Source organism: Pseudochrobactrum asaccharolyticum, assembly GCF_003314995.1.
GTDB classification, from domain to species: domain Bacteria; phylum Pseudomonadota; class Alphaproteobacteria; order Rhizobiales; family Rhizobiaceae; genus Pseudochrobactrum; species Pseudochrobactrum asaccharolyticum.
The window spans coordinates 444,845-464,307 of record NZ_QNRH01000003.1; the positions used below are offsets into that span (position 1 = coordinate 444,845).

General features: G+C 51.2%; 18 protein-coding genes. 12 read left to right on the forward strand and 6 right to left on the reverse strand.

The annotated features are described in order from the left end of the window. Positions 1-17: 17 nt before the first annotated feature. Positions 18-857, reverse strand: a complete 840-nt coding sequence (locus DFR47_RS10400) for a LysR family transcriptional regulator (RefSeq protein WP_245416531.1) — start codon at positions 855-857, stop codon at positions 18-20. Positions 858-963: 106 nt separating this feature from the next. On the opposite strand from DFR47_RS10400, the gene DFR47_RS10405 reads away from it, so the two are divergent. The 11 genes from DFR47_RS10405 (at position 964) to DFR47_RS10455 (ending at position 14,113) form a co-directional block, all read left to right on the forward strand. Further along, positions 964-2,193, forward strand: coding sequence for an MFS transporter (locus DFR47_RS10405; protein ID WP_113944338.1), 1,230 nt, complete (start codon positions 964-966; stop codon positions 2,191-2,193). Positions 2,194-2,412: 219 nt separating this feature from the next. After that, entirely contained in the window at positions 2,413-4,743 is a 2,331-nt protein-coding gene (locus tag DFR47_RS10410; RefSeq protein WP_113944339.1) for a regulatory protein NosR, read from the forward strand. Positions 4,744-4,766: 23 nt separating this feature from the next. After that, complete coding sequence (nosZ, locus tag DFR47_RS10415; RefSeq protein ID WP_113944340.1) at positions 4,767-6,686, forward strand: TAT-dependent nitrous-oxide reductase; 1,920 nt, start codon at positions 4,767-4,769, stop codon at positions 6,684-6,686. A 125-nt stretch (positions 6,687-6,811) separates the two neighbouring features. Then, positions 6,812-8,143, forward strand: a complete 1,332-nt coding sequence (locus tag DFR47_RS10420) for a nitrous oxide reductase family maturation protein NosD (RefSeq protein WP_113944515.1) — start codon at positions 6,812-6,814, stop codon at positions 8,141-8,143. After that, complete coding sequence (locus DFR47_RS10425; RefSeq protein WP_113944341.1) at positions 8,140-9,060, forward strand: ABC transporter ATP-binding protein; 921 nt, start codon at positions 8,140-8,142, stop codon at positions 9,058-9,060. The genes DFR47_RS10420 and DFR47_RS10425 overlap by 4 nt, the downstream gene beginning before the upstream one ends. After that, the gene (locus DFR47_RS10430) at positions 9,057-9,887 is read left to right on the forward strand and encodes an ABC transporter permease (protein ID WP_113944342.1); all 831 of its coding nucleotides are present in this window, start codon (positions 9,057-9,059) and stop codon (positions 9,885-9,887) included. Before DFR47_RS10425 ends, DFR47_RS10430 begins: the two co-directional genes overlap by 4 nt. Beyond that, on the forward strand, positions 9,884-10,420 hold the full coding sequence (locus DFR47_RS10435) for a nitrous oxide reductase accessory protein NosL (protein ID WP_113944343.1): 537 nt from the start codon (positions 9,884-9,886) through the stop codon (positions 10,418-10,420). The genes DFR47_RS10430 and DFR47_RS10435 overlap by 4 nt, the downstream gene beginning before the upstream one ends. Positions 10,421-10,446: 26 nt before the next feature. Next, positions 10,447-11,457, forward strand: coding sequence for an FAD:protein FMN transferase (locus DFR47_RS10440; protein WP_113944344.1), 1,011 nt, complete (start codon positions 10,447-10,449; stop codon positions 11,455-11,457). A gap of 97 nt (positions 11,458-11,554) precedes the next feature. Beyond that, the gene (locus DFR47_RS10445; RefSeq protein ID WP_113944345.1) at positions 11,555-12,253 is read left to right on the forward strand and encodes a Crp/Fnr family transcriptional regulator; all 699 of its coding nucleotides are present in this window, start codon (positions 11,555-11,557) and stop codon (positions 12,251-12,253) included. A gap of 116 nt (positions 12,254-12,369) precedes the next feature. Then, a complete protein-coding gene (locus DFR47_RS10450; RefSeq protein WP_113944346.1) occupies positions 12,370-12,816 on the forward strand; it encodes a pseudoazurin in 447 nt (148 codons plus the stop codon). Between the two features lie 136 nt (positions 12,817-12,952). Continuing rightward, positions 12,953-14,113: an NnrS family protein gene (locus tag DFR47_RS10455; protein ID WP_113944516.1), complete on the forward strand. Its 1,161-nt coding sequence runs from the start codon at positions 12,953-12,955 to the stop codon at positions 14,111-14,113. A gap of 7 nt (positions 14,114-14,120) precedes the next feature. On the opposite strand, the gene DFR47_RS10460 is transcribed toward DFR47_RS10455, so the two are convergent. Beyond that, complete coding sequence (locus DFR47_RS10460; RefSeq protein ID WP_113944347.1) at positions 14,121-14,645, reverse strand: DUF2249 domain-containing protein; 525 nt, start codon at positions 14,643-14,645, stop codon at positions 14,121-14,123. Between the two features lie 334 nt (positions 14,646-14,979). Between DFR47_RS10460 and DFR47_RS10465 the strand changes: the two genes are divergently transcribed. Beyond that, positions 14,980-15,180, forward strand: coding sequence for a hypothetical protein (locus DFR47_RS10465; protein ID WP_113944348.1), 201 nt, complete (start codon positions 14,980-14,982; stop codon positions 15,178-15,180). 131 nt (positions 15,181-15,311) lie between these two features. Here DFR47_RS10465 and DFR47_RS10470 read toward each other — a convergent pair whose 3' ends face one another. The 4 genes from DFR47_RS10470 to DFR47_RS10485 all read right to left on the reverse strand — a co-directional run bounded on the left by DFR47_RS10470 (position 15,312) and on the right by DFR47_RS10485 (position 19,460). Next, positions 15,312-16,211, reverse strand: a complete 900-nt coding sequence (locus DFR47_RS10470) for a LysR family transcriptional regulator (RefSeq protein WP_113944349.1) — start codon at positions 16,209-16,211, stop codon at positions 15,312-15,314. 197 nt (positions 16,212-16,408) lie between these two features. Next, a complete protein-coding gene (locus DFR47_RS10475) occupies positions 16,409-17,242 on the reverse strand; it encodes an alpha/beta hydrolase (RefSeq protein ID WP_113944350.1) in 834 nt (277 codons plus the stop codon). Positions 17,243-17,253: 11 nt separating this feature from the next. Further along, the gene (kynU, locus tag DFR47_RS10480; protein WP_113944351.1) at positions 17,254-18,498 is read right to left on the reverse strand and encodes a kynureninase; all 1,245 of its coding nucleotides are present in this window, start codon (positions 18,496-18,498) and stop codon (positions 17,254-17,256) included. Positions 18,499-18,539: 41 nt separating this feature from the next. Next, complete coding sequence (locus DFR47_RS10485) at positions 18,540-19,460, reverse strand: ABC transporter permease (RefSeq protein ID WP_113944352.1); 921 nt, start codon at positions 19,458-19,460, stop codon at positions 18,540-18,542. Positions 19,461-19,463: the final 3 nt, after the last annotated feature.

Sequence of the window (19,463 nt, forward strand, 5' to 3'; positions counted from 1 at the left end):
GGTGAAGTTAGCCCGTTTTACAAAGCCTGAAATGCAAGGACGAGGCGGCGCAATACTGACGCTGCCCGTTCACCGGTAACACTTGAAACAAGAACAATGTCCCGTTTCGGCAATGGCGGTAATTTGGTCTTCTCACTAATATCGACCAGTTGAGAAGGTGCAGCTTTATATGCCAGCAACGCCACGGCCAAACCAGCCTCCGCAGCAGCAGAGACAGATATAGCGCCTGTTCCGACAAATGCTTCCCGCCAGGCAATGCTGCCGCTATCAAGCGTTTTAAGCGCCATAGCACGGAGATTACAGGGTTCGGCCTGAATCGCGAGAGGCAAAGGCGCTTCGTCCGGTATTATGAAATCCGGAGCGGCGAACCAGCCAAAACGTTCCTCTGTCAGAAACTCGCCATCCCGCCGGCTTTCATCGTATCGCAGAATGATAACTGCATCCAAATCTCCTGCATCATACCGATCCAGCAGTTCCCTTGTACCGGCAGTGCGCAAGTGCAGCGTCACACCGGTTTCCCGTTCATTCATACGGCTCAGCAATTTTGGAAGATTTGGCCCGACCAGATGATGGGTAATGCCAATAGAAAGGCGCGCAGGTGTTTGTGCAAAAATTGCAGCCGCTCGTCTGCCGCTGGCCATATAGTCTTTGGCCGGTTGCAGGAAATGCGCACCGGCCACAGTAAGCCGCACGTGTCGCGGCGTACGCTCCAGCAAACGCTGACCCAGCCCCTCTTCCAAACGCCGAAGGCGTAAAGAAATGGCCGCTTGTGTCGTATTCAGTGCGCCTGCTGCCTTTGTAAAAGACTGCAATTCTGCAACAAGAAGAAAGGCTTCGACGGCTTCAGGATCAAGCAAGGCACATCCCAACCATAAACAATAGTTATCATTGAAACATATAATAGCATGTTTCTGTTTATGTCGCTTTAGGGCTTATTGAGAAAATAACAGGAAATGCTTTCTCATGACTCAGTCCGCCATTCAAAGCGCCAGCACCTCCGCAAATACAGATTCCCGCATCTGGGGCATTCTGGCAATCGCCGTCGGAACACAAGCAGCCGGATCAATCGTATCGCAAGGAATCTATATTCTGGTTCCTTTTTGGCGGGAGGCCTTTGGGGTGACGCTGGCTTCTGCTTCACTTGCGGTCACCGTTATGAATGGCGTCCAGATCATCACAATGTATAGTTTTGGTCGTGCTATCGATATGTATGGCGAGCGTAAAGTTGTCGGCATTGCAATGACAGCAATGGCGGCAGCAATGGCTGCAACGGCTCTTTTCGTCGACAATCTGGTCAGCCTTTTGATCTGCATGGCCTTTTTAGGCGGCACTTATTCAGCCGTACAGCCTGGCGGAACCCGCGCAGTTATGCGGTGGTTTCCACCACATAAGCGCGGCATTGCTACTGGCTTCCGTCAGGCTGCGGTTCCTTTCGGCACTATGATTGCAGCAGCCGTGTTACCCTATTTCGCCGTTCATTATGGCTGGCACAGCGCGGCATGGGTTGGTGCCGGTGTTTCAATATTTGGTGCTCTTCTGTTTTGGGGGCTTTATCGCGAACCCGACAGCATCGCCACCAAAGCAGCAGCACCCCTCCCCCTGAAAATACTTATTCGCACCGTTGGCGAAGAGAAAAATTTCTGGCCGGTTTTACGGCTCGGAATAGCTATGTCCGCTTTTCAGTTCACCTTTACCGCACATATGATCAGCTATTTAACCGGTCATTTCAGGATTGATATTGTGTTAGCTGCATTGCTTTTCGCATTAATTCAATGCGCAGGCATTCCGGGACGCGTATTGTTGCCGTGGCTCAGCGATTATTATCGCCCTGCAAAAAGAGCGCACTCACTCGCTTTTATTTCACTGATCGCCGTCGGCACAACAGTTTTGCTGACACTGTTACCAGCCATCATGCCAATGGCAGCTATTCTTGTGTTGCTGGTACTGCTTGGCTTTTTCGGAATTGGCTGGTTTCCGCTCTATTTACTAGAAATCGCAGAAGCTGCGCCAAAAAGCTCAATTGCATCAACGGTTGCTTTCGCCTCGACAATCTGTCTCGCGGTCATGGCGCTCGGCCCTTATCTGTTCGGCTTAATAGCTGATTGGTTTGGCTATCAGGCAGCCTGGTTCAGTTTAATAGCGCCTGTTCTGATAACAGCCGGTCAGCTTTTACGATCCAGATCGCCACAATAATATGCAGAGCACACGAATATACTCCACATCAGCCTGAAATGCTCACCAGCCGGTTCAGGTGGTGTGGAGTAATTTAATATTAGAAAACAGGTATATTCATCAAATAATGATCAGTTTGTTCTGACGCAAAGACGCTTTCTGCCGCTTCATTAAAGTCCGTTGCATAGATCGCCTAGTGGCCCTGCCACTACGCGTAATGATTTGCAGCGAGCCTTTGATATGAACCGCTTTCATGACCGTCCGGCACTCACCTTCAGAAAGCTGTTTCAGCTGCTCTGTGTTCTGGTTAGCGTTTTTTTTAGTCTGCAATCAACAGCTCTGGCCGCCCAGCTGGACAAGTATCTGCCTGCACTGAAGGTGCAGGAAATCTTTCAGGATGCCGATCGTATCGGCACGCCGCAAGGTGAGCCGCCGATTGCGCCGGTCTATAAAAATCAGGATCTGCTCGGCTATATTTATCTGAACTCGGACTTTACCAGTGCCGTCGGCTATTCCGGCAAACCGATCCATATTCTTGTCGGCATTGATCCTAAAGGCATTATTCGCGGCATCAAACTGGTAGATCATAAAGAACCGATTGTTCTCATTGGTATTCCTGAAGCAAAAGTCGTTGCGGCGCTCAATTCCCTGATTAACAGCGATTTCAATGCCGTGGCTTCAGGCACTGCCAAGCCGCCTCAGGTCGAGATTGTCAGCGGCGCCACGGTCACTGTTCTGGTGATGGGTGACAGTGTAGTGCGCTCTGCTGTCGGGCTGATCCGTAGCGGACGTCTTGGCAATCAAATTTCCGCCAACTTGACCGCAGCTCCGCAAGAAATCCGCACTGTCGATCTGTCGAAACAGGATATCCGTGACTGGCAGGAACTGACCGGCGATGGCTCTGTCCGCAGCTTGAAACTCAGTGTCGGCGAAGTAACGCAAGCTTTTCTTGATGCTAAACAGCCGCAAGCCGCAGGCAATCCTGAAACATCCGATCCTGAAGATCAATTCATCGAACTTTATATCGCGCCGGTATCGGTACCCTCTATCGGCCTCAGCCTGCTTGGCAAGGCCGGTTATGACCAAATGCAAAAACATCTCAAACCCGGTCAACAGGCCGTGCTGGTTGCCGGTGATGGTGCCTATTCTTTCAAAGGATCGGGCTATGTACGCGGCGGTATTTTCGACCGTATCGAACTTTTGCAAGACGGTCAGGGCATCCGCTTCCGTGATAAAAACCACACCCGTATCGGTGACATTGCTGCCGACGGCGCACCTAAATTACGCGAAATCGCTCTGTTCACAGTACCGGAAGGCTTTATTTTTGATGTAACGAAGCCGTGGGAACTGCAATTGCTGGTACAGCGTGGCTTCGGCGCCCGCGACAAAGCCAGTATCTTCTATGACCTAGGTTATAATCTTCCAGACCAATATGTGACCATCACCGCTCCTGCCAAACCTGCTCCGGCTTCCGTGCAGCCTGCACAAGATGCTGCCACAGCAAATAACCCGCATGTCAGCGCGCCGGTCGGTGAAGCATCCATGCCTGATTTCTTCGGTGAAGATAATCCGCTGTGGATTCAGATGTGGCAGATGAACAAAATCAATATTGTGATTACTGCCTTCGCCATTCTGATGTTGGTCGCAATCTTCTTCTTTCAGAACCATCTTGTCAGACGTCCGCGATTCTTCGCATGGGTCAGACGCGGCTATCTCCTGTTCATCCTTGTCTGGCTTGGCTTCTACACCAACACTCAATTGTCGGTCGTCAATGTCCTGACTTTCACCAATTCGCTCATCACCGGTTTCAATTGGGAATTCTTCCTGACCTCGCCGCTGACCTTCCTGTTATGGGGCTCGGTTGCAGCCGGTCTGCTATTCTGGGGACGCGGCCCGTTCTGCGGCTGGCTCTGCCCTTTCGGCGCAATGCAGGAGCTGAGCAATAATCTGGCACAGTGGCTGAAAGTACCACAGGTCAAACTGCCATGGGGTCTGCATGAACGTCTGTGGCCGATCAAGTATATTATCTTCCTCGGCCTGTTTGGTCTGTCGCTCTATTCCGTGGCTCTGGCTGAAGTTTTCGCTGAAGTCGAACCGTTCAAAACCGCAATCATCCTGAAATTCGCCCGCGAATGGCCTTTCGTCATCTATGCCCTAACATTGCTGACTGCCGGTCTGTTCATTGAGCGCTTTTTCTGCCGCTATCTATGCCCGCTCGGTGCAGCACTCGCCATACCCGGCCGTATCCGCATGTTTGAATGGCTCAAACGCTGGCCGGAATGCGGCTCGCCATGCCAGCGCTGTGCTGTCGAATGTCCGGTGCAGTCCATCCATCCGGAAGGCCAGATCAATGTCAATGAATGTATCTACTGCATGCATTGTCAGGAACTCTACCACGATGACCAACGCTGCCCGCATATGATTCAGGTGCGTGTCAAACGTGAGAAATTCGCTGCCCGCAACGCGCCTTACATTCCACCGGCAGAAGGCAGCAGCAGCCAAACCAAGACCATCATCACCCATAACGGAAAGCCTGTTACCGGTGCGCCTGCACCGGACGCAGCATCCTGAAGTTTTCAACTGGAGACAAAGCAATGTCTGAGCAAGAAAATAAAACCCGCATGAGCAGACGGCAATTACTCGGCACCTCGGCCTTTGTGGCTGCGGCTGGTGCCAGTGGCATGGGCGGCGCACTTGTCATGGCCGGCGCTCCGAAACAAGCCTTGGCTGCAAGTGCAGCATCCGGCGCAAGCGCTGAAGTCAAACCGGGTGAACTGGATGAATATTACACATTCTTTTCCAGCGGTCAGACCGGTGAAGTCCGTATTGTCGGCCTGCCTTCTATGCGCGAGCTGATGCGTATTCCGGTTTTCAACCGTGACAGCGCCACCGGCTGGGGACAGACCAATGAAAGCCGGAAAATCCTGACCGAAGGTATGCTGCCGGAAGACCGTGAATTCATGAAAGACCGTGGCGGCATTTTCGACAATGGCGACCTGCATCACCCGCATCTTTCTTTTACTGACGGCACCTATGACGGCCGTTATCTTTACGCCAATGATAAGGCCAATACCCGCGTCTGCCGTATCCGTCTTGATGTGATGAAATGTGACAAGATCATTCAGCTGCCGAACCAACACACGGTTCATGGCCTGCGCGTGCAGAAATATCCGAAAACCGGCTATGTATTCTGTAATGGTGAAGACCGTGTGCCGATCCCGAATGACGGTACCAATCTGACAGACACCAAAAACTATCATGCGATTTTCACTGCCGTTGACGGTGAAAGCATGAAAGTTGCATGGCAGGTGATGGTCAGCGGCAATCTCGACAATGTCGACTGCGATTATCAGGGCAAATATGCATTCGCCACTTGCTACAACTCCGAAGAAGGTGTGACACTGGCCGAAATGATGGGCAGTGAGCAGGACTGGATTGTTGTCTTCAACCTGAAACGGATTGAAGAAGCCGTTGCCAAAGGCGAGTTCAAGGAAATGGGCGGCGTTCCGGTCATTGACGGGCGGAAAGGTTCTAAATTCACCCGCTATATTCCCGTACCAAACAGCCCGCATGGGATGAATACCGCACCGGACGGTATCCACATTGTGGCCAATGGTAAATTGTCGCCAACCGTCACTGTTTTCGACGTTCGCAAATTCGATGATTTGTTTGACGACAAAATCAGCCCGCGTGATGCCGTTGTGGCAGAGCCGGAACTGGGTCTCGGACCTTTGCACACTGCCTATGACGGTAAGGGTAACGCCTATACAACCCTGTTTATCGACAGTCAGATTTGCAAATGGAACATTGAAGATGCCAAACGCGCCTTCAAGGGCGAAAAGGTTGATCCGATCCGCCAGAAACTGGATGTGCAATATCAGCCGGGGCACAACCACACCTCAATGGGACAAACCAAAGAGGCGGATGGCAAATGGCTGATTTCTCTCAATAAATTCTCCAAAGACCGCTATCTCAATGTGGGACCTCTCAAACCGGAAAATGACCAGCTCATTGATATTTCCGGAGACAAAATGGTGGTTGTCCATGACGGACCAAGTTTCGCCGAACCGCATGACGCAACAATCGTACATCGCTCCAAGATCAATCCGGTCAATTTCTGGAGCCGTGAAGATCCGTTCTTCGCCGATGCCGTTGCACAGGCAAAGGCCGATGGTGTCGATCTGATGGAGGCTGCGGAAGTCATCCGCGACGGTAATAAAGTCCGTGTCTATATGACCTCCGCTGCACCGGCTTTCAGCCTTGAGGAATTCACCGTCAAACAGGGCGATGAAGTCACTGTCTATGTGACCAATATTGATGAAATTGAAGACCTGACCCATGGTTTCGCGATCATCAATTACGGGATCAACATGGAAGTAGCACCGCAGGCCACCGCCTCGGTTACCTTCATCGCCAATAAGCCGGGCGTGTGGTGGTATTACTGCTCGTGGTTCTGCCATGCCATGCATATGGAAATGAAAGGCCGTATGCTTGTTGAGCCGAAAGGCGCTTAATCATCATGAAGCATCAGCGCCATAAGGAAAAACACAATCCCGCAGCTTTACCGGAGCAAACAACGCCCGCACTGAAGCACTATGCTTTTGCCACGGCTTTATGTTTTTCCGGCCTGTTGCCCGCTATGATTTCTCCGGCACTGGCCGGAGAGATCACCGTTTCTGCCGGACAAAATCTGCAAACCGTCCTTGATCAGGCACCGGCGGGGGAAACTATCCGCCTGCTCAAAGGACGGCATGACGGGTCAGTCGTCATTGACAAGACAGTCATGCTTGAGGGGGAAGCCGGAGCCGTGCTTTACGGCTCCGGCACCGGCAATACAATTACCGTCAATGCACCGGAAACCATCATTCGCGGGTTGGAAATCCGTGGCTCCGGCGACAATCTCTATGATCTCAATTCCGGTATTTTCATCGCCAAAACCGCTACCGGCGCACGGGCTGAAAATAACCGACTGATTGATAATCTTTACGGCATCTATCTGCATGGCGCCAAGGATTCCGTGGCCGAAGGCAATGAGATTATCGGCAAGCGCGGTGTACGCATGGCACAAACCGGCAGCGGTGTTTCCATCTGGAATGCACCGGGTGCAAAAGTGCTGAATAATATCATCCGCTATGGCCGCGACGGCATTTATACCAATGCCAGCCGTAAGAATATTTTCCGCGGCAATCTCATGGAAAATGTGCGCTTTGCTGTCCATTACATGTACACCAATGACAGCGAAGTCAGCGATAATATCTCGCGCAATAATTCCGTCGGCTTTGCCATTATGTATACCAGCCGGCTTAAAATTACCGGCAATCTTTCCGATGGCGACCGCGATCACGGCTTATTGCTGAATTATGCCAATAGTTCCGTTATCACCGGCAATCAGGTGATCGGCAGAATGCAATCCGCTGACCGCTGGATAGATGCCGGTGTGCAAAGTGCCGAGCACGGTATGCCAGCACCGGAAACAGACCCGTCTGCCGATGCTGGCAGTATGCGGCTGGGACCAGAAAAATGCGTTTTCATCTACAACGCCAATAAGAACAAATTCACCGGCAACCAGTTTGAAAATTGCAGCATAGGCATCCATTTCACTGCCGGTTCCGAAGGCAATGTGATGAGCGGCAATGCCTTCATCAACAACCGCAATCAGGTCAAATATGTCGGGACACGCAATCTCGACTGGTCAACCAAAGGGCGTGGTAATTTCTGGAGCGACAATCCCGCTTTTGACCTCAATGGCGATGGTATTGCAGACAGCCCCTACCGGCCGAATGACCTGATCGACAAAGTACTGTGGACAGCTCCACAGGCCAAAATCCTCATCAATAGTCCGGCGATCCAAACAATACGCTGGGCGCAGATGCAATTTCCCGCATTGATGCCGGGTGGTGTCATCGACAGCTATCCGCTGATGAAACCGCCTGCGATGCCGGTCAAATCCGGAGGCGAAAATAAATCATGACTGAAACCGTAAAGCTTGCCGGTGTCACCAAAACCTATGGCACATTCAATGCCATCAGCGATGCGTCCTATGTGCTGAATGCCGGTGAAAATATCGCCTTGGTCGGCCATAATGGAGCAGGCAAGACCACGATGATCAAGCTGATGCTGGGACTGATCCGCCCGACACACGGCAAAGTGCTGGTGCTGGGTGAAGACCCTGCAGCCGGACAATTTGCGGCACGACGCAAGCTTGGCTATCTGCCCGAGCATGTCTCCTTCAACATGGCACTGACCGGACGGGAAACCTTGTCCTTTTACGCCAAGCTCAAATCCGTTCCTGTGAAGGAAACCGCTGCACTGCTCGATCATGTCGGCCTGTCCCATGCGGCAGACCGCCGTGTCGGCACCTATTCCAAGGGCATGCGCCAGCGGCTTGGTCTGGCGCAGGCTTTGCTCGGCAAACCCGCCGTGCTGCTGCTGGATGAACCGACAACTGGCCTTGACCCTGCCTTGCGCAAAAACTTCTACGATCTGCTGGAGGTTATACGTGCGGAAGGCACCACTATTCTGATGTCCTCTCATGCGCTCACCGAACTGGAAAATCGCGTCGGACGGGTAATTATCGCCAATCGTGGTAAGGTCATTGCAGATGGCTCGCTGGATGATCTGCGCCATATTGCGCGTCTGCCGGTGCGTATCCGTGTCAGCTTAGCCGAAGGCGAAACCGCACCGCAGAGCATCGGACAATCCCTGCGGATAGGTTGGCGGAAAACCGGCTTTGCAAGTTTTGAGGCGGATGTCTCAGCCGAAGACAAAATGCAGATTTTGAACTCCGTTATCGCTCAAAACCATAACATCACGAATATTGATGTCATGGCGCCTACTCTGGATGAGCTTTACGCCCATTTCCTCACAGTTAAAGAGGCCGCGGAATGAAAAACCTCATTCATATTGCCGGTAAGGAAATTCAGGAAGGTTTACGCAACCGCTGGGTACTGGCAACCACGCTGCTGCTAGCTGCTCTGGCACTCAGCATGAGCTTTCTCGGCAATGCACCGACCGGCAGCACCATCGGCTCCAACCGGCTGGATGTGGTGATTGTCAGTCTCTCCAGCCTCACCATTTTTCTCATCCCGCTAATTGCGCTGCTGATCTCTCATGATGCCATTGTCGGCGAGATGGAGCGCGGCACCATGCTGTTGCTGCTGAGTTATCCGATCGGGCGCAAACAGGTCATTCTGGGCAAGTTTCTCGGACAGCTCACAATTCTCGCTTTCGCGACCCTGTTCGGTTATGGCAGCACCGCCGTGGTGCTTGCGCTGACTGGCCGCGGCATTGATGCGGCAAGCTGGCTGGCTTTGCTGTCATTGATCGGCAGTTCTGTCCTGCTTGGCGCGGTATTTATCGCCATCGGCTTTTTCGCCAGCACAATCGTGCGTGAGCGCAGCACGGCTGCGGGTATTGCCATCGGTATCTGGCTGCTCTTTGTGCTGATCTATGACATGGCGCTGCTTGGCTTACTGGTCTTCGATCAGGGGCAGATGATCGGCACAACCCTGCTCAATATGCTGCTGCTTATCAACCCGACAGATGCCTATCGCCTGCTCAATTTCGGCACAGGCGGCGCCGGTGCCCTCACCGGCATGGGCGGCGTTGCTGGCACCACAACTCTGAGCGCAGGTACCATCACTCTGGCGCTGGGATTATGGACTGCGATCCCGCTCGGCCTGTCCGTACTCATCTTTTCAAGGAAAGAACTATGAGACTGATCTCCCTTTTCATCCCCGTCATTGCCGCTCTTACCCTGTCGGCCTGTTCACCGGAAAAACAGGCTGAGGCACCGGCACCTTTTGCGCTGACAGACGCCGCGATGGGGCGCTATTGCGGCATGAATGTTCTGGAACATAGTGGTCCGAAAGGTCAGATCATTTTGCATCCGGCAAGCGAAGCCATCTGGTTCTCCTCTGCCCGTGATACGCTGGCTTTTACCATGCTGCCGGAAGAGCCGAAAAACATCGCGGCAATCTATGTCTCCGATATGGCCAAAGCACCAAGCTGGGAACAGCCGGGTGCACAAAACTGGATTGATGCGAAAAAGGCTTTCTTCGTCATCAACAGCAATGCCACCGGCGGCATGGGCGCCAAGGAAGCTGTACCGTTCTCAGTCCGTGAAGCGGCAGAGAAATTTGCCAAGGATAAAGGCGGCGACATCGTTACCTTTGCCGACATCCCGCAGGACTACGTTCTCGGCACCTCAGACGCGCCTGCTGAAGCACCAATGAGCGCCCATCATTAACATAAAGACTATACTGGGAGGCTGCCATGACAAGCCTTATCAATCGCAGACGTTTTATCGGTATCAGTTGCGCTGCTACCGGTCTCAGCCTCCTGCCTTTTCATGCTGGCGCAACAGCGCAGAGAGATACCCTGATCTGGCAGGGTTTTGCCCTTGGCGCACCGGCAAAAATCATTCTCCATCATCCGGATAAGAAGGTCGCAGAAGCTCTTCTCCGGCAAGTTCGCGCGGAAATCGCACGTCTGGAAGGTATTTTCAGCCTTTACCGGCCAGACTCTGAACTTGCCTCGCTCAACCGCTCCGGTGGTCTGGCTATGCCATCGCCGGAGCTGGTTGAGTTGCTGGAAAAATGTCGTGGCTTTTGGGAAAAAAGTGGCGGTCTGTTTGACCCGACCGTGCAGCCGCTTTGGGCATGTCTTGCGCGGCATTTTTCAGCAGAATATGCAGCTGCTTCCGGCCCCTCTGCACAGGAATTGCAACAAGCGCAGTCTTTAATCGGCTTTGATGCCGTGCGTTTTAGTAAAGACCGGATTGTCTTTGCCCGCCCGCAAATGGCTATGACCCTCAACGGTGTTGCACAGGGGTATATTACTGATCTGATAACGCAATTACTGGCGTCTCACGGCATTACCAATACACTCATCAATCTTGGTGAATATCGCACATTGGCGAACCATCCGGATGGGCACCCTTGGCAAATCGGTATCGCCGATCTTGAGACTGATCCGCAACCCGATGAAATGCTGGAACTCTCCGGTAATGCTTTAGCAACATCAGGCAGTGCCGGTTTCCGTTTTGACGCCGCCGGTCGTTTCAATCATCTGCTTAACCCAAAAGCCGCGAGTGAAAATAATCTCTCCGCATCACTTTATCAGCGTGTCACGGTCATCGCTCCCGATGCCGCGTCGGCCGATGCATGGGCAACCGCTTTTTCATTGATGGACGAAAACCGCATTTCAACAGCTTTGAAAAATCTTCCTGCAACCAGTGTTCATCTCAAAACGGCTGGCGGCACCCTGCGAAAGATCAATACCTGAAAATTATCATAGCACGGTGAATTGCACCGCGACGCATGAAGCATTACTACTCATTCTGAAAATTCGGCCTGTTCAGCAACAGGCCGATCGCTAAGGGATGAGTATGATCGACCGGACTCTTGTCAGTACATTGCCAATCTTTGCAGGCATGGAAGAAAACGCTTTGGATAAGCTGCTTTCCGATGCCGTGCAGCGCAATGTCCCGAAAGGAGCAAAGGTCTTTGAACAGGGCGAGAAAGCCAAACTGTTCTATCTGCTTCTCCAAGGCCGGTTGAAAGTCATGCAAGTTACGGCAGACGGCCAGCAACTGATTGTACGCGTGGTGCATCCCGGCGATTTATTCGGTTTCGCACTGGCAATCGGGCGCGCAGAATATCCGGGCACACCACTGGCAGTGATGGATAGCGTAGTACTGGCCTGGCCAATGCATATGATGAACGGTTTTCTGGCACGCAACCCGACTTTAGCAATCAATGCGATGCAGATGATCGGCCAGCGGCTGGATCAGGCACATAACCGCATCCGTGAAATGTCTACGCAGGAAGTAGAACGTCGCATTGCCCATACAGTTATCCGTCTGGCACAAGACGCTGGTATTCATGAAGGCGCTGATATCCGGATTGATTTCCCGATTTCGCGGCAGGACATTGCCGAAATGACCGGCACTACATTGCATACGGTCTCACGGATACTCAGCAACTGGGAAAGCAAAGGACTGGTCAAAGGCGGCCGGCAATTACTACTGGTTTCCAACCTGTCCGGTCTGAAACGGCTTGCAGAACACGATGACGACTGAACACAAAAGCTGTATGTAATTTTCAACTTTGTTTGCGCCCCGACAAAGAGCAAGTTTATAAATTGTCCTAAATATCCGGAAGCCGCTGAAGCGGTTATATTATTCCGGAGAGTGACATGAAACTTACCGCAACAAAACTGGCTCTGACAGCAGGCGCTTTCGCCCTCTTTACTCTGCCTGCTCTGGCTGCCGATATTGAAGTCCATATGCTCAATAAAGGCGCAGAAGGTGCAATGGTCTTTGAACCGGCCTATATCAAAGCCAATCCCGGCGACAACATCATCTTCATCCCGACGGATAAAGGTCATAATGTTGAATCCGTCAAAGATATGCTCCCTGAAGGCGTTGAAAAATTCAAAAGCAAAATCAACGAGAACTACACGCTGACAGTTCAGCAAGACGGCGCTTATCTGGTCAAATGCACACCGCATTATTCCATGGGCATGGTCGCGCTGATCGTTGTCGGTGACAATCCGGCTAATCTCGATGCTATCGTCGCGGCTAAAAAACCAAAGCCGGTGCAGAAGCGTCTCGAAAGTGCAATTGCCAGCGCACAAAAATAATAGCCCTGCCTGACACAGGTTTGCATGCCGGCCCGCATGTTGAGATGAGGACATTGCTGTGAACGCCCCTGATACCGCTGATCATCTGAAGAACGAAAATACTAAAACCAGAAAACCGGTACCGCGTGGTCTGAAAATGACCGGCCCCGTACTTTTCAGCTATGGTTTCAGGCCGTTTTTCCTCGGTGCCGGTATCTGGGCTGTGCTTGCCATGCTGTTGTGGATTTTATCCCTCACACTCGGCATGCCGCTGGGCGGCTCCTATGATGCACTCAACTGGCATGCCCATGAAATGCTGTTCGGTTTCGGCTCTGCGGTTCTGGCAGGTTTTCTGCTAACCGCTGTGCCGAACTGGACAGGCAGCCTGCCGGTCTCCGGCACACCGCTGATCATTCTTGCCGGTTTCTGGCTGGCGGGACGTCTGGCCTTTCTCTATCCTGACCTCATCCATTTCTATGCGGCAATCGCATTGGAAAGCCTGTTTCTGCCTCTGTTGCTGGTCATTTGTGCAAGAGAAATTATTGCCGGAAAACAATGGAAAAACCTGAAGGTACTGATCGGCGTTACCATTCTCACCATTGCCAATCTGATCTTCCATTATGGCGTAATATTCGATGGTGATGTTGCTTTTGCCAGTCGTATCGCTGTCAGTGCCTATGTGCTGCTGATCATGATTATCGGCGGACGGATTGTACCGAGTTTCACCCGTAACTGGCTCAACCGCAATCAGAAAACACGCTTTCCGGTGCCATTTAACCGCTATGATGCCATTTGCATAATCATCGGTGCGTTTGCGTTGTTGAGCTGGATATTTATACCGGAAACAATGGTCACACTGCTGCTCGCCTGTCTGGCTGCTGTCATGCATATTGCGAGGCTGATACGCTGGCGCGGCTGGGAAACAGCACCCGAGAAACTACTGGTCATTCTGCATATTGCCTATGCTTTCATACCGGCAGGTTTTATCGCTATCGCTTTGTCTGCGGCTGATATGCTCAATGCCTATTCAACATTGCATATTCTGACTGTCGGTGCTGTCGCTATGATGATGTTGGCGGTAATGGGACGTGCAACCCGCGGACATACCGGTAATGCACTAACCGCATCTCCGCTCACTATTTTGTCCTATACCTGCCTGATCGCCTCTGCACTTCTCAGGCCATTTGCAGAAATTATCCTGAATTATTTCCATACAATTCTGGCACTATCAGCGCTGTTATGGATCGCGGCATTTGCTTTATTTCTCATCGAATATGCACCAATGCTGTTACAAGATCGCCGCCAGCGTGCAGAATAAAAACCAATCACTGAGCGCCAGCGCGGATCATCATCCGATAGGCTTCACCGCTGGCGTCAAAATTGCCAACCCATTGATGCCCTGCTTTTTCCAGCTCCGGCACTAAAAAATGCGGTTCGGCAGAAAACAAAGCAAAAATCACTGCACCTTCATCAATTCTGCCAAGTAAACGCAGAATTTCTTCGGTAACCGCGCCCTGATCAGGCAATGAATAGTCCAGATAATGCATTGGATCCGGCCAGATTTCCGGTATAACTGTCTGCGCGGAGCGGTTGACAGGCTTGCATTGCTCCGATGCACTTTCAGCTCCGATTGGTGTAAAGATCACTTCCCAGTCACCATGCCCGATCTCACGATCAGCAAAGGAAAAGCCCTTTTTCTGCATGACCTGACACAAAGGAACCGGTCGGAAATTAGCAATCAGTTTTAGAGGCTGACCTGCCTTTAAGCCGGCAACGGCCTGCATAATCAATGGAAACGGCTCTCCGCCATCCCGCAGCACGGCACGCACATCAAGTTCAACCGGTTGCATCAAAATACAATCTCCGCTCAAAACAAAAGCTTCTCCATATATGCGATAACCTGCATATATGTGAAAGTATAGGTATAGAATTGAATTCATATTTTGTGCTAACGCAAATTCATCATATTCTGTCTTCTCAAAATACAGATACAACGCTCCGGAGGCGCGAACGCTTGTTAAGCAAAAACGGTGTACACAACGATTATATTAATTGCATAAGATGACTCGTTTTTTTCAATTTTATGAATTATAGTGCGCAGAGAAAATTCTATGCAGATTTAAATGCATAGTACTCATCAATACATTTGAGTTTGCAATCAACCCACACAGAAGAATTGTACCCATGGGAAATGAAATTAATAAAAAAATTAAAGATAAACTTATTAATCTATCCAACATTATTCGCGCAGAACAAAGAGAACTTTTAATAGAAGCCGCCAATTTCAATAGTATGCCGAATAAAAGCCTTCTGCGTCAAATTGCTGAACTTGAACTGAATATCACAGCGATTGACAATACTATTGCGGAATATGAAGAAGAATAATTTCAAATTCCGTTTTTATAAAAATAAATGACTGTTACGATCTATGTTACCGTAACAATTACCGCCTTATAAAAGAAAATCAAAGATTGCCTATAAAACCGAGCGTCTAAACAACTTACGCGTTGTTCAGATCAATGCGGAGTTGTAACTTTGGTCACGCGGGAGATATCAAGAAAACCGGCAATATAGTCTGTCTTATTCTCACCGGTCCGGATGCCTAAGTGAATATTTTTATGAATACCACCCTGTCCGATCCGTACAGCCCGGATATTCAGTTCTTCTGTGCGTTCACGCAGCAACCAGTCGGGCACGGCACTGATACCACGTCCGGCAGCCACGAGCTGTAACATCATTTCTGTTGTTTCAACTTTGCGATGTTTGTAGGGATAACAATGTTGAGGCAGCAAGAACTGGGTAAATATATCCAGTCTTTCAGGCTCAATAGGATAGGTAATCAGAGTTTCAGACAATAAATCCTGCGGATTTGCAAAACCGGCCTTTGCAAGCTCATGATGCTCCGGCACTGCCAGCACCAGTTCATAGGCAAAAACCGGTGTGAAATGGATATGCCGCGTTTCATAAGGATCCGGCGTAATCAAGATATCAATATCATGCGCCAGCAGATCCGCGACACCGCCCGTATGAAAAGCCGTTTTGAGGTCTATATCCACATCCGGCCATGCCTCAAGATAAGGCTGCATGACCCGCATCAACCATTGATGACACGGATGGCACTCCATACCAATGACCAGTGTCCCGCGCTGTCCGGAGCGGATATCTCCGAGAACCTGTTCAGCACGCTCCAGCTGCGGTAAAATTCGTTTTGAGAGCTTAAGCAGATATTCACCCGCCTGGGTAAGACGCAGCTGACGACCATCTTTTTCCCACAAAGCCGTACCGCAACGCTCTTCCAATTTACGGATCGCATGACTTAATGCCGATTGTGTCAGGTTTAGCTGACGAGCAGCAGCCGTAAGACTTCCCAGCCTGTCAACTTCAAACAGGATTGCAAGATGCTGGCGCTCAAGCATGTCTGGTAACTTTCATAATCATCCCGAAACAGGAAGCGTAACACTCTGAAAACTGCGATTATGCTCCAAAGGTATTACGGATAAAATATGCAAAACTAAAATGGTCTCCGTCACCTGTAAGTGAAAGCCCTGAAAAGGTCAAAGAGAAAGGGCGATATCATTCTCCCGCCCCTCCTCAGAAGCTTGTTATTGCATTGTCATTCCGAAAACAAAAAACGCTTGATGAGCGGATGGGAGGGATCGGATAAACCATCAAGAACATCGAAATGATGTTTATCCATCTCTTCAATACAGGTTGTGGTTGCACCAAGCCCAAGCCAGATATTCGCCAGAAGTTTCGATTGCCGGATGAATTCAGGCCGTTCATTGCTGCCGTACCAGCAGGTCAAACGTGTTGCCTCACATGGGCGTAACAGCGCCGGACTCTCGGCCAAAGCTTCATCCTCATCAATATGCAAAGAGGCATTCATCTCCGTCTGCATCAGAGGGCGCAGATCATGCAAGCCTGAAATGGACAGGACATGCCGGATACGCTGCCGCGTGAGCGGACTGAGCGGGCCGGATACAGTCATCATACGGCAGGCGAGCTGCCCACCGGCAGAATGCCCCGCAAGATAGACAGGTCCCGATATTCTTGCTGCGGCATGTTCAATGGCTTGGGCGACTTCTGCCGCAATGCCCGATAGTGTCGCCTCAGGGCACAGAGTATAAGACGGCATGGCAACGGCAAAACCATGCTCTACCGAGCCATTGGCAAGATATGACCAGTAGCTTTTATCTGTCTCCGTCCAAAAACCACCGTGAATAAAGACGACCAGCCCCATCGCCTCTCCTTCCGGCATAAACAGGTCATAAATATTGCGTGGTTTTTCCCCGTAGGGCACGTCGAGATATGCCCGCTGTACTGCAAGTTTCGCTAAACGAAACTGCTCCGAGCGCTGCTTCCAGATATCGCCCCACTGATCACCGCCAACGATATGAATACCATTCGCATAGGCATTGTCCCAGTCTGAAATATGTCGGTCATACATGGTGTGCCTCTTCAGGTAACAGCGGTGCGAACAGCATATTGTGCATCGCGCCAGACACCACTTTTCATCACATCTTCCAGAACCTGCACAGCCTGCCAGACATCCTCATAGCTGGTATAAAGCGGCGTAAAGCCAAAACGCATACTGGATGGTGCACGAAAATCACCGATAACACCACGGGCGATCAATGCCTGCATGATCTCATAGCTATTCGCATGACTAAAGGAAACCTGACTGCCGCGCTTCTGGCCATTCCGGTTGCTTTCCAATTCAAAGCCATAGTCAGCGCATTTTGCCTCAACGAGATTGATAAACAGATCTGTGAGCGCAATGCTTTTTTGACGAACAGTTTGCAGATCAACCTGCTCCCAAATGCTCAATGCGCCTTTAAGCGCACGTATGGACAAGATCGGCTGGGTACCACACAAAAACTGTCCGATGCCGGCGGAAGCATCATAAGTTTGTTCAAATGCAAATGGCCGCGCATGTCCCCACCAGCCGGATAAAGGCTGCCGGATTTGTCCTTGCAAATGTTGCGCGGCATAGATGAAGGCCGGAGCACCGGGGCCGCCGTTGAGATATTTATAGGTACAGCCGACAGCAAAATCTGCCTTGGCTTCGTCGAGATGAACCGGCAAAGCACCGGCACTGTGGCAAAGATCCCAGATGATCAAAGCACCGGCATCATGCGCCTTTTGCGTGAGCGCTGCCATATCCCGCAATTCGCCGGTTTTATAATTGACGTGGTTGATCAGAACCACGGCAACACTCTCATCAATCAGGCTTTCAATATCCGGTGCATCAACACCTTCCAGTCGCATTGATTTGCCGGACAGGACGGACATCACGCCCTCAGCCACATAGAGATCGGTCGGAAAACTCCCGCCTTCAGCAACAATCACCGAGCGATCCGGTCGCATAGCCAAGGCTGCATGCAACACCTTGTAGAGGTTCGATGATGTAGTATCGCAGACGACAACCTGCCCCCGCGCTGCGCCGATCAACTGGCCGATGCGATCGCCAAGCACCAATGGCAACTCAAACCAGCCGGCCTTGTTCCAGCTTTTGATCAGATCTTGGCTCCACTCTTGTGTGGCTTCCTGCAAGCTTTGCAAAACTGCTGCGGAAGCCGCGCCAAGCGAGTTGCCATCCAGATAAATAACACCTTCCGGCAGGATGAACTGATCCCGCATCGCGCGTAACGGATCAGCTTTATCCATGGCTTTGATCTCGGCAAAGTCAGGACTATGTTTCATAATTTATCTTTCCTGTATCAGAGCAGCATTGAAAAACTGCTTTATCGAAGAATTTCACGTGCGGGTGCCGGTCCCCGATTGCGGCGCAGATTAGGAAGTGCCAGCATCGCGAGAACGAATAATCCGGTTGCAAGTTTCAAATCCGGCGGCGGCATGCCTGCGGCCAGACACAAAGACACCAGCTGATAATAAACAATCGCCCCAATGAAAGGCGCCAGAAGCTGCCGGAATACGGTCTGTTTGCCAACAAGCGCTTCGCCGATCATCAGCGATGCCAGACCGTTGATCAGAATACCAAGCCCCATATTCACATCGGCAAAGCCCTGTGATTGAACCATCAGCGCACCGCCGGTTGCGGAAAATGCTCCCGCGAGTCCCACGCCGCCAATCGTGGCAAGCCAGACATTAATGCCTTGCGCTTCGGCCATATCCGGATTTGCACCAACAGCACGCATCCCTGTGCCTTTTTCAGTTTTGAAAAAGCTGTTCAGCCCTAAGAAAACCAGCAATCCCAACAAGCCTGCGACAACGATTTTGCTGGCCGTAAAGCCCGGCGTGGTGAACGGCACCCAATCAAAAACGGTCGGCGTACCAAAAACTGAAAGATTGGATTTTCCCATGATGCGCAAATTGATGCTGTAGAGCATCGTCATCATCAAAATACCGGCCAGAAGCGTATGAATCCGAAACCGCAAATGGATGAAAGCAGTACAGCAGCCTGCAACAAAACCGGCAAGCAAGGCAAATCCGATTGCCAGCGGGGCAGAAACGCCTGCAGCAAGCAACACCCCGCAGACACAGCCGCCGAGCGGAAATGCCCCCTCACTCGTTAGATCGGGGAAATTGAGCATGCGAAACGGGATCATAATCCCGAGCACGACAAATGCCAGAATAAGGCTTTGTGCCAGTGTGACCGGCACAAGACTGATAAAGCTGGCAAGAACAGTTTGAATAAATTCCATGCT

Excerpts from the sequence above, each read along its gene's own strand:
- DFR47_RS10475 (WP_113944350.1), bottom strand. The coding sequence starts at position 17,242 with ATGTATGACCGACATATTTCAGACTGGGACAATGCCTATGCGAATGGT.
- DFR47_RS10435 (WP_113944343.1), top strand. The coding sequence starts at position 9,884 with ATGAGACTGATCTCCCTTTTCATCCCCGTCATTGCCGCTCTTACCCTG.
- DFR47_RS10445 (WP_113944345.1), top strand. The coding sequence starts at position 11,555 with ATGAGTATGATCGACCGGACTCTTGTCAGTACATTGCCAATCTTTGCA.
- DFR47_RS10455 (WP_113944516.1), top strand. The coding sequence starts at position 12,953 with ATGACCGGCCCCGTACTTTTCAGCTATGGTTTCAGGCCGTTTTTCCTC.
- nosZ (WP_113944340.1), top strand. The coding sequence starts at position 4,767 with ATGTCTGAGCAAGAAAATAAAACCCGCATGAGCAGACGGCAATTACTC.
- DFR47_RS10430 (WP_113944342.1), top strand. The coding sequence starts at position 9,057 with ATGAAAAACCTCATTCATATTGCCGGTAAGGAAATTCAGGAAGGTTTA.
- DFR47_RS10440 (WP_113944344.1), top strand. The coding sequence starts at position 10,447 with ATGACAAGCCTTATCAATCGCAGACGTTTTATCGGTATCAGTTGCGCT.
- DFR47_RS10485 (WP_113944352.1), bottom strand. The coding sequence starts at position 19,460 with ATGGAATTTATTCAAACTGTTCTTGCCAGCTTTATCAGTCTTGTGCCG.
- DFR47_RS10420 (WP_113944515.1), top strand. The coding sequence starts at position 6,812 with ATGATTTCTCCGGCACTGGCCGGAGAGATCACCGTTTCTGCCGGACAA.
- DFR47_RS10425 (WP_113944341.1), top strand. The coding sequence starts at position 8,140 with ATGACTGAAACCGTAAAGCTTGCCGGTGTCACCAAAACCTATGGCACA.
- DFR47_RS10470 (WP_113944349.1), bottom strand. The coding sequence starts at position 16,211 with ATGCTTGAGCGCCAGCATCTTGCAATCCTGTTTGAAGTTGACAGGCTG.
- DFR47_RS10465 (WP_113944348.1), top strand. The coding sequence starts at position 14,980 with ATGGGAAATGAAATTAATAAAAAAATTAAAGATAAACTTATTAATCTA.
- DFR47_RS10450 (WP_113944346.1), top strand. The coding sequence starts at position 12,370 with ATGAAACTTACCGCAACAAAACTGGCTCTGACAGCAGGCGCTTTCGCC.
- kynU (WP_113944351.1), bottom strand. The coding sequence starts at position 18,498 with ATGAAACATAGTCCTGACTTTGCCGAGATCAAAGCCATGGATAAAGCT.
- DFR47_RS10460 (WP_113944347.1), bottom strand. The coding sequence starts at position 14,645 with ATGCAACCGGTTGAACTTGATGTGCGTGCCGTGCTGCGGGATGGCGGA.
- DFR47_RS10405 (WP_113944338.1), top strand. The coding sequence starts at position 964 with ATGACTCAGTCCGCCATTCAAAGCGCCAGCACCTCCGCAAATACAGAT.
- DFR47_RS10410 (WP_113944339.1), top strand. The coding sequence starts at position 2,413 with ATGAACCGCTTTCATGACCGTCCGGCACTCACCTTCAGAAAGCTGTTT.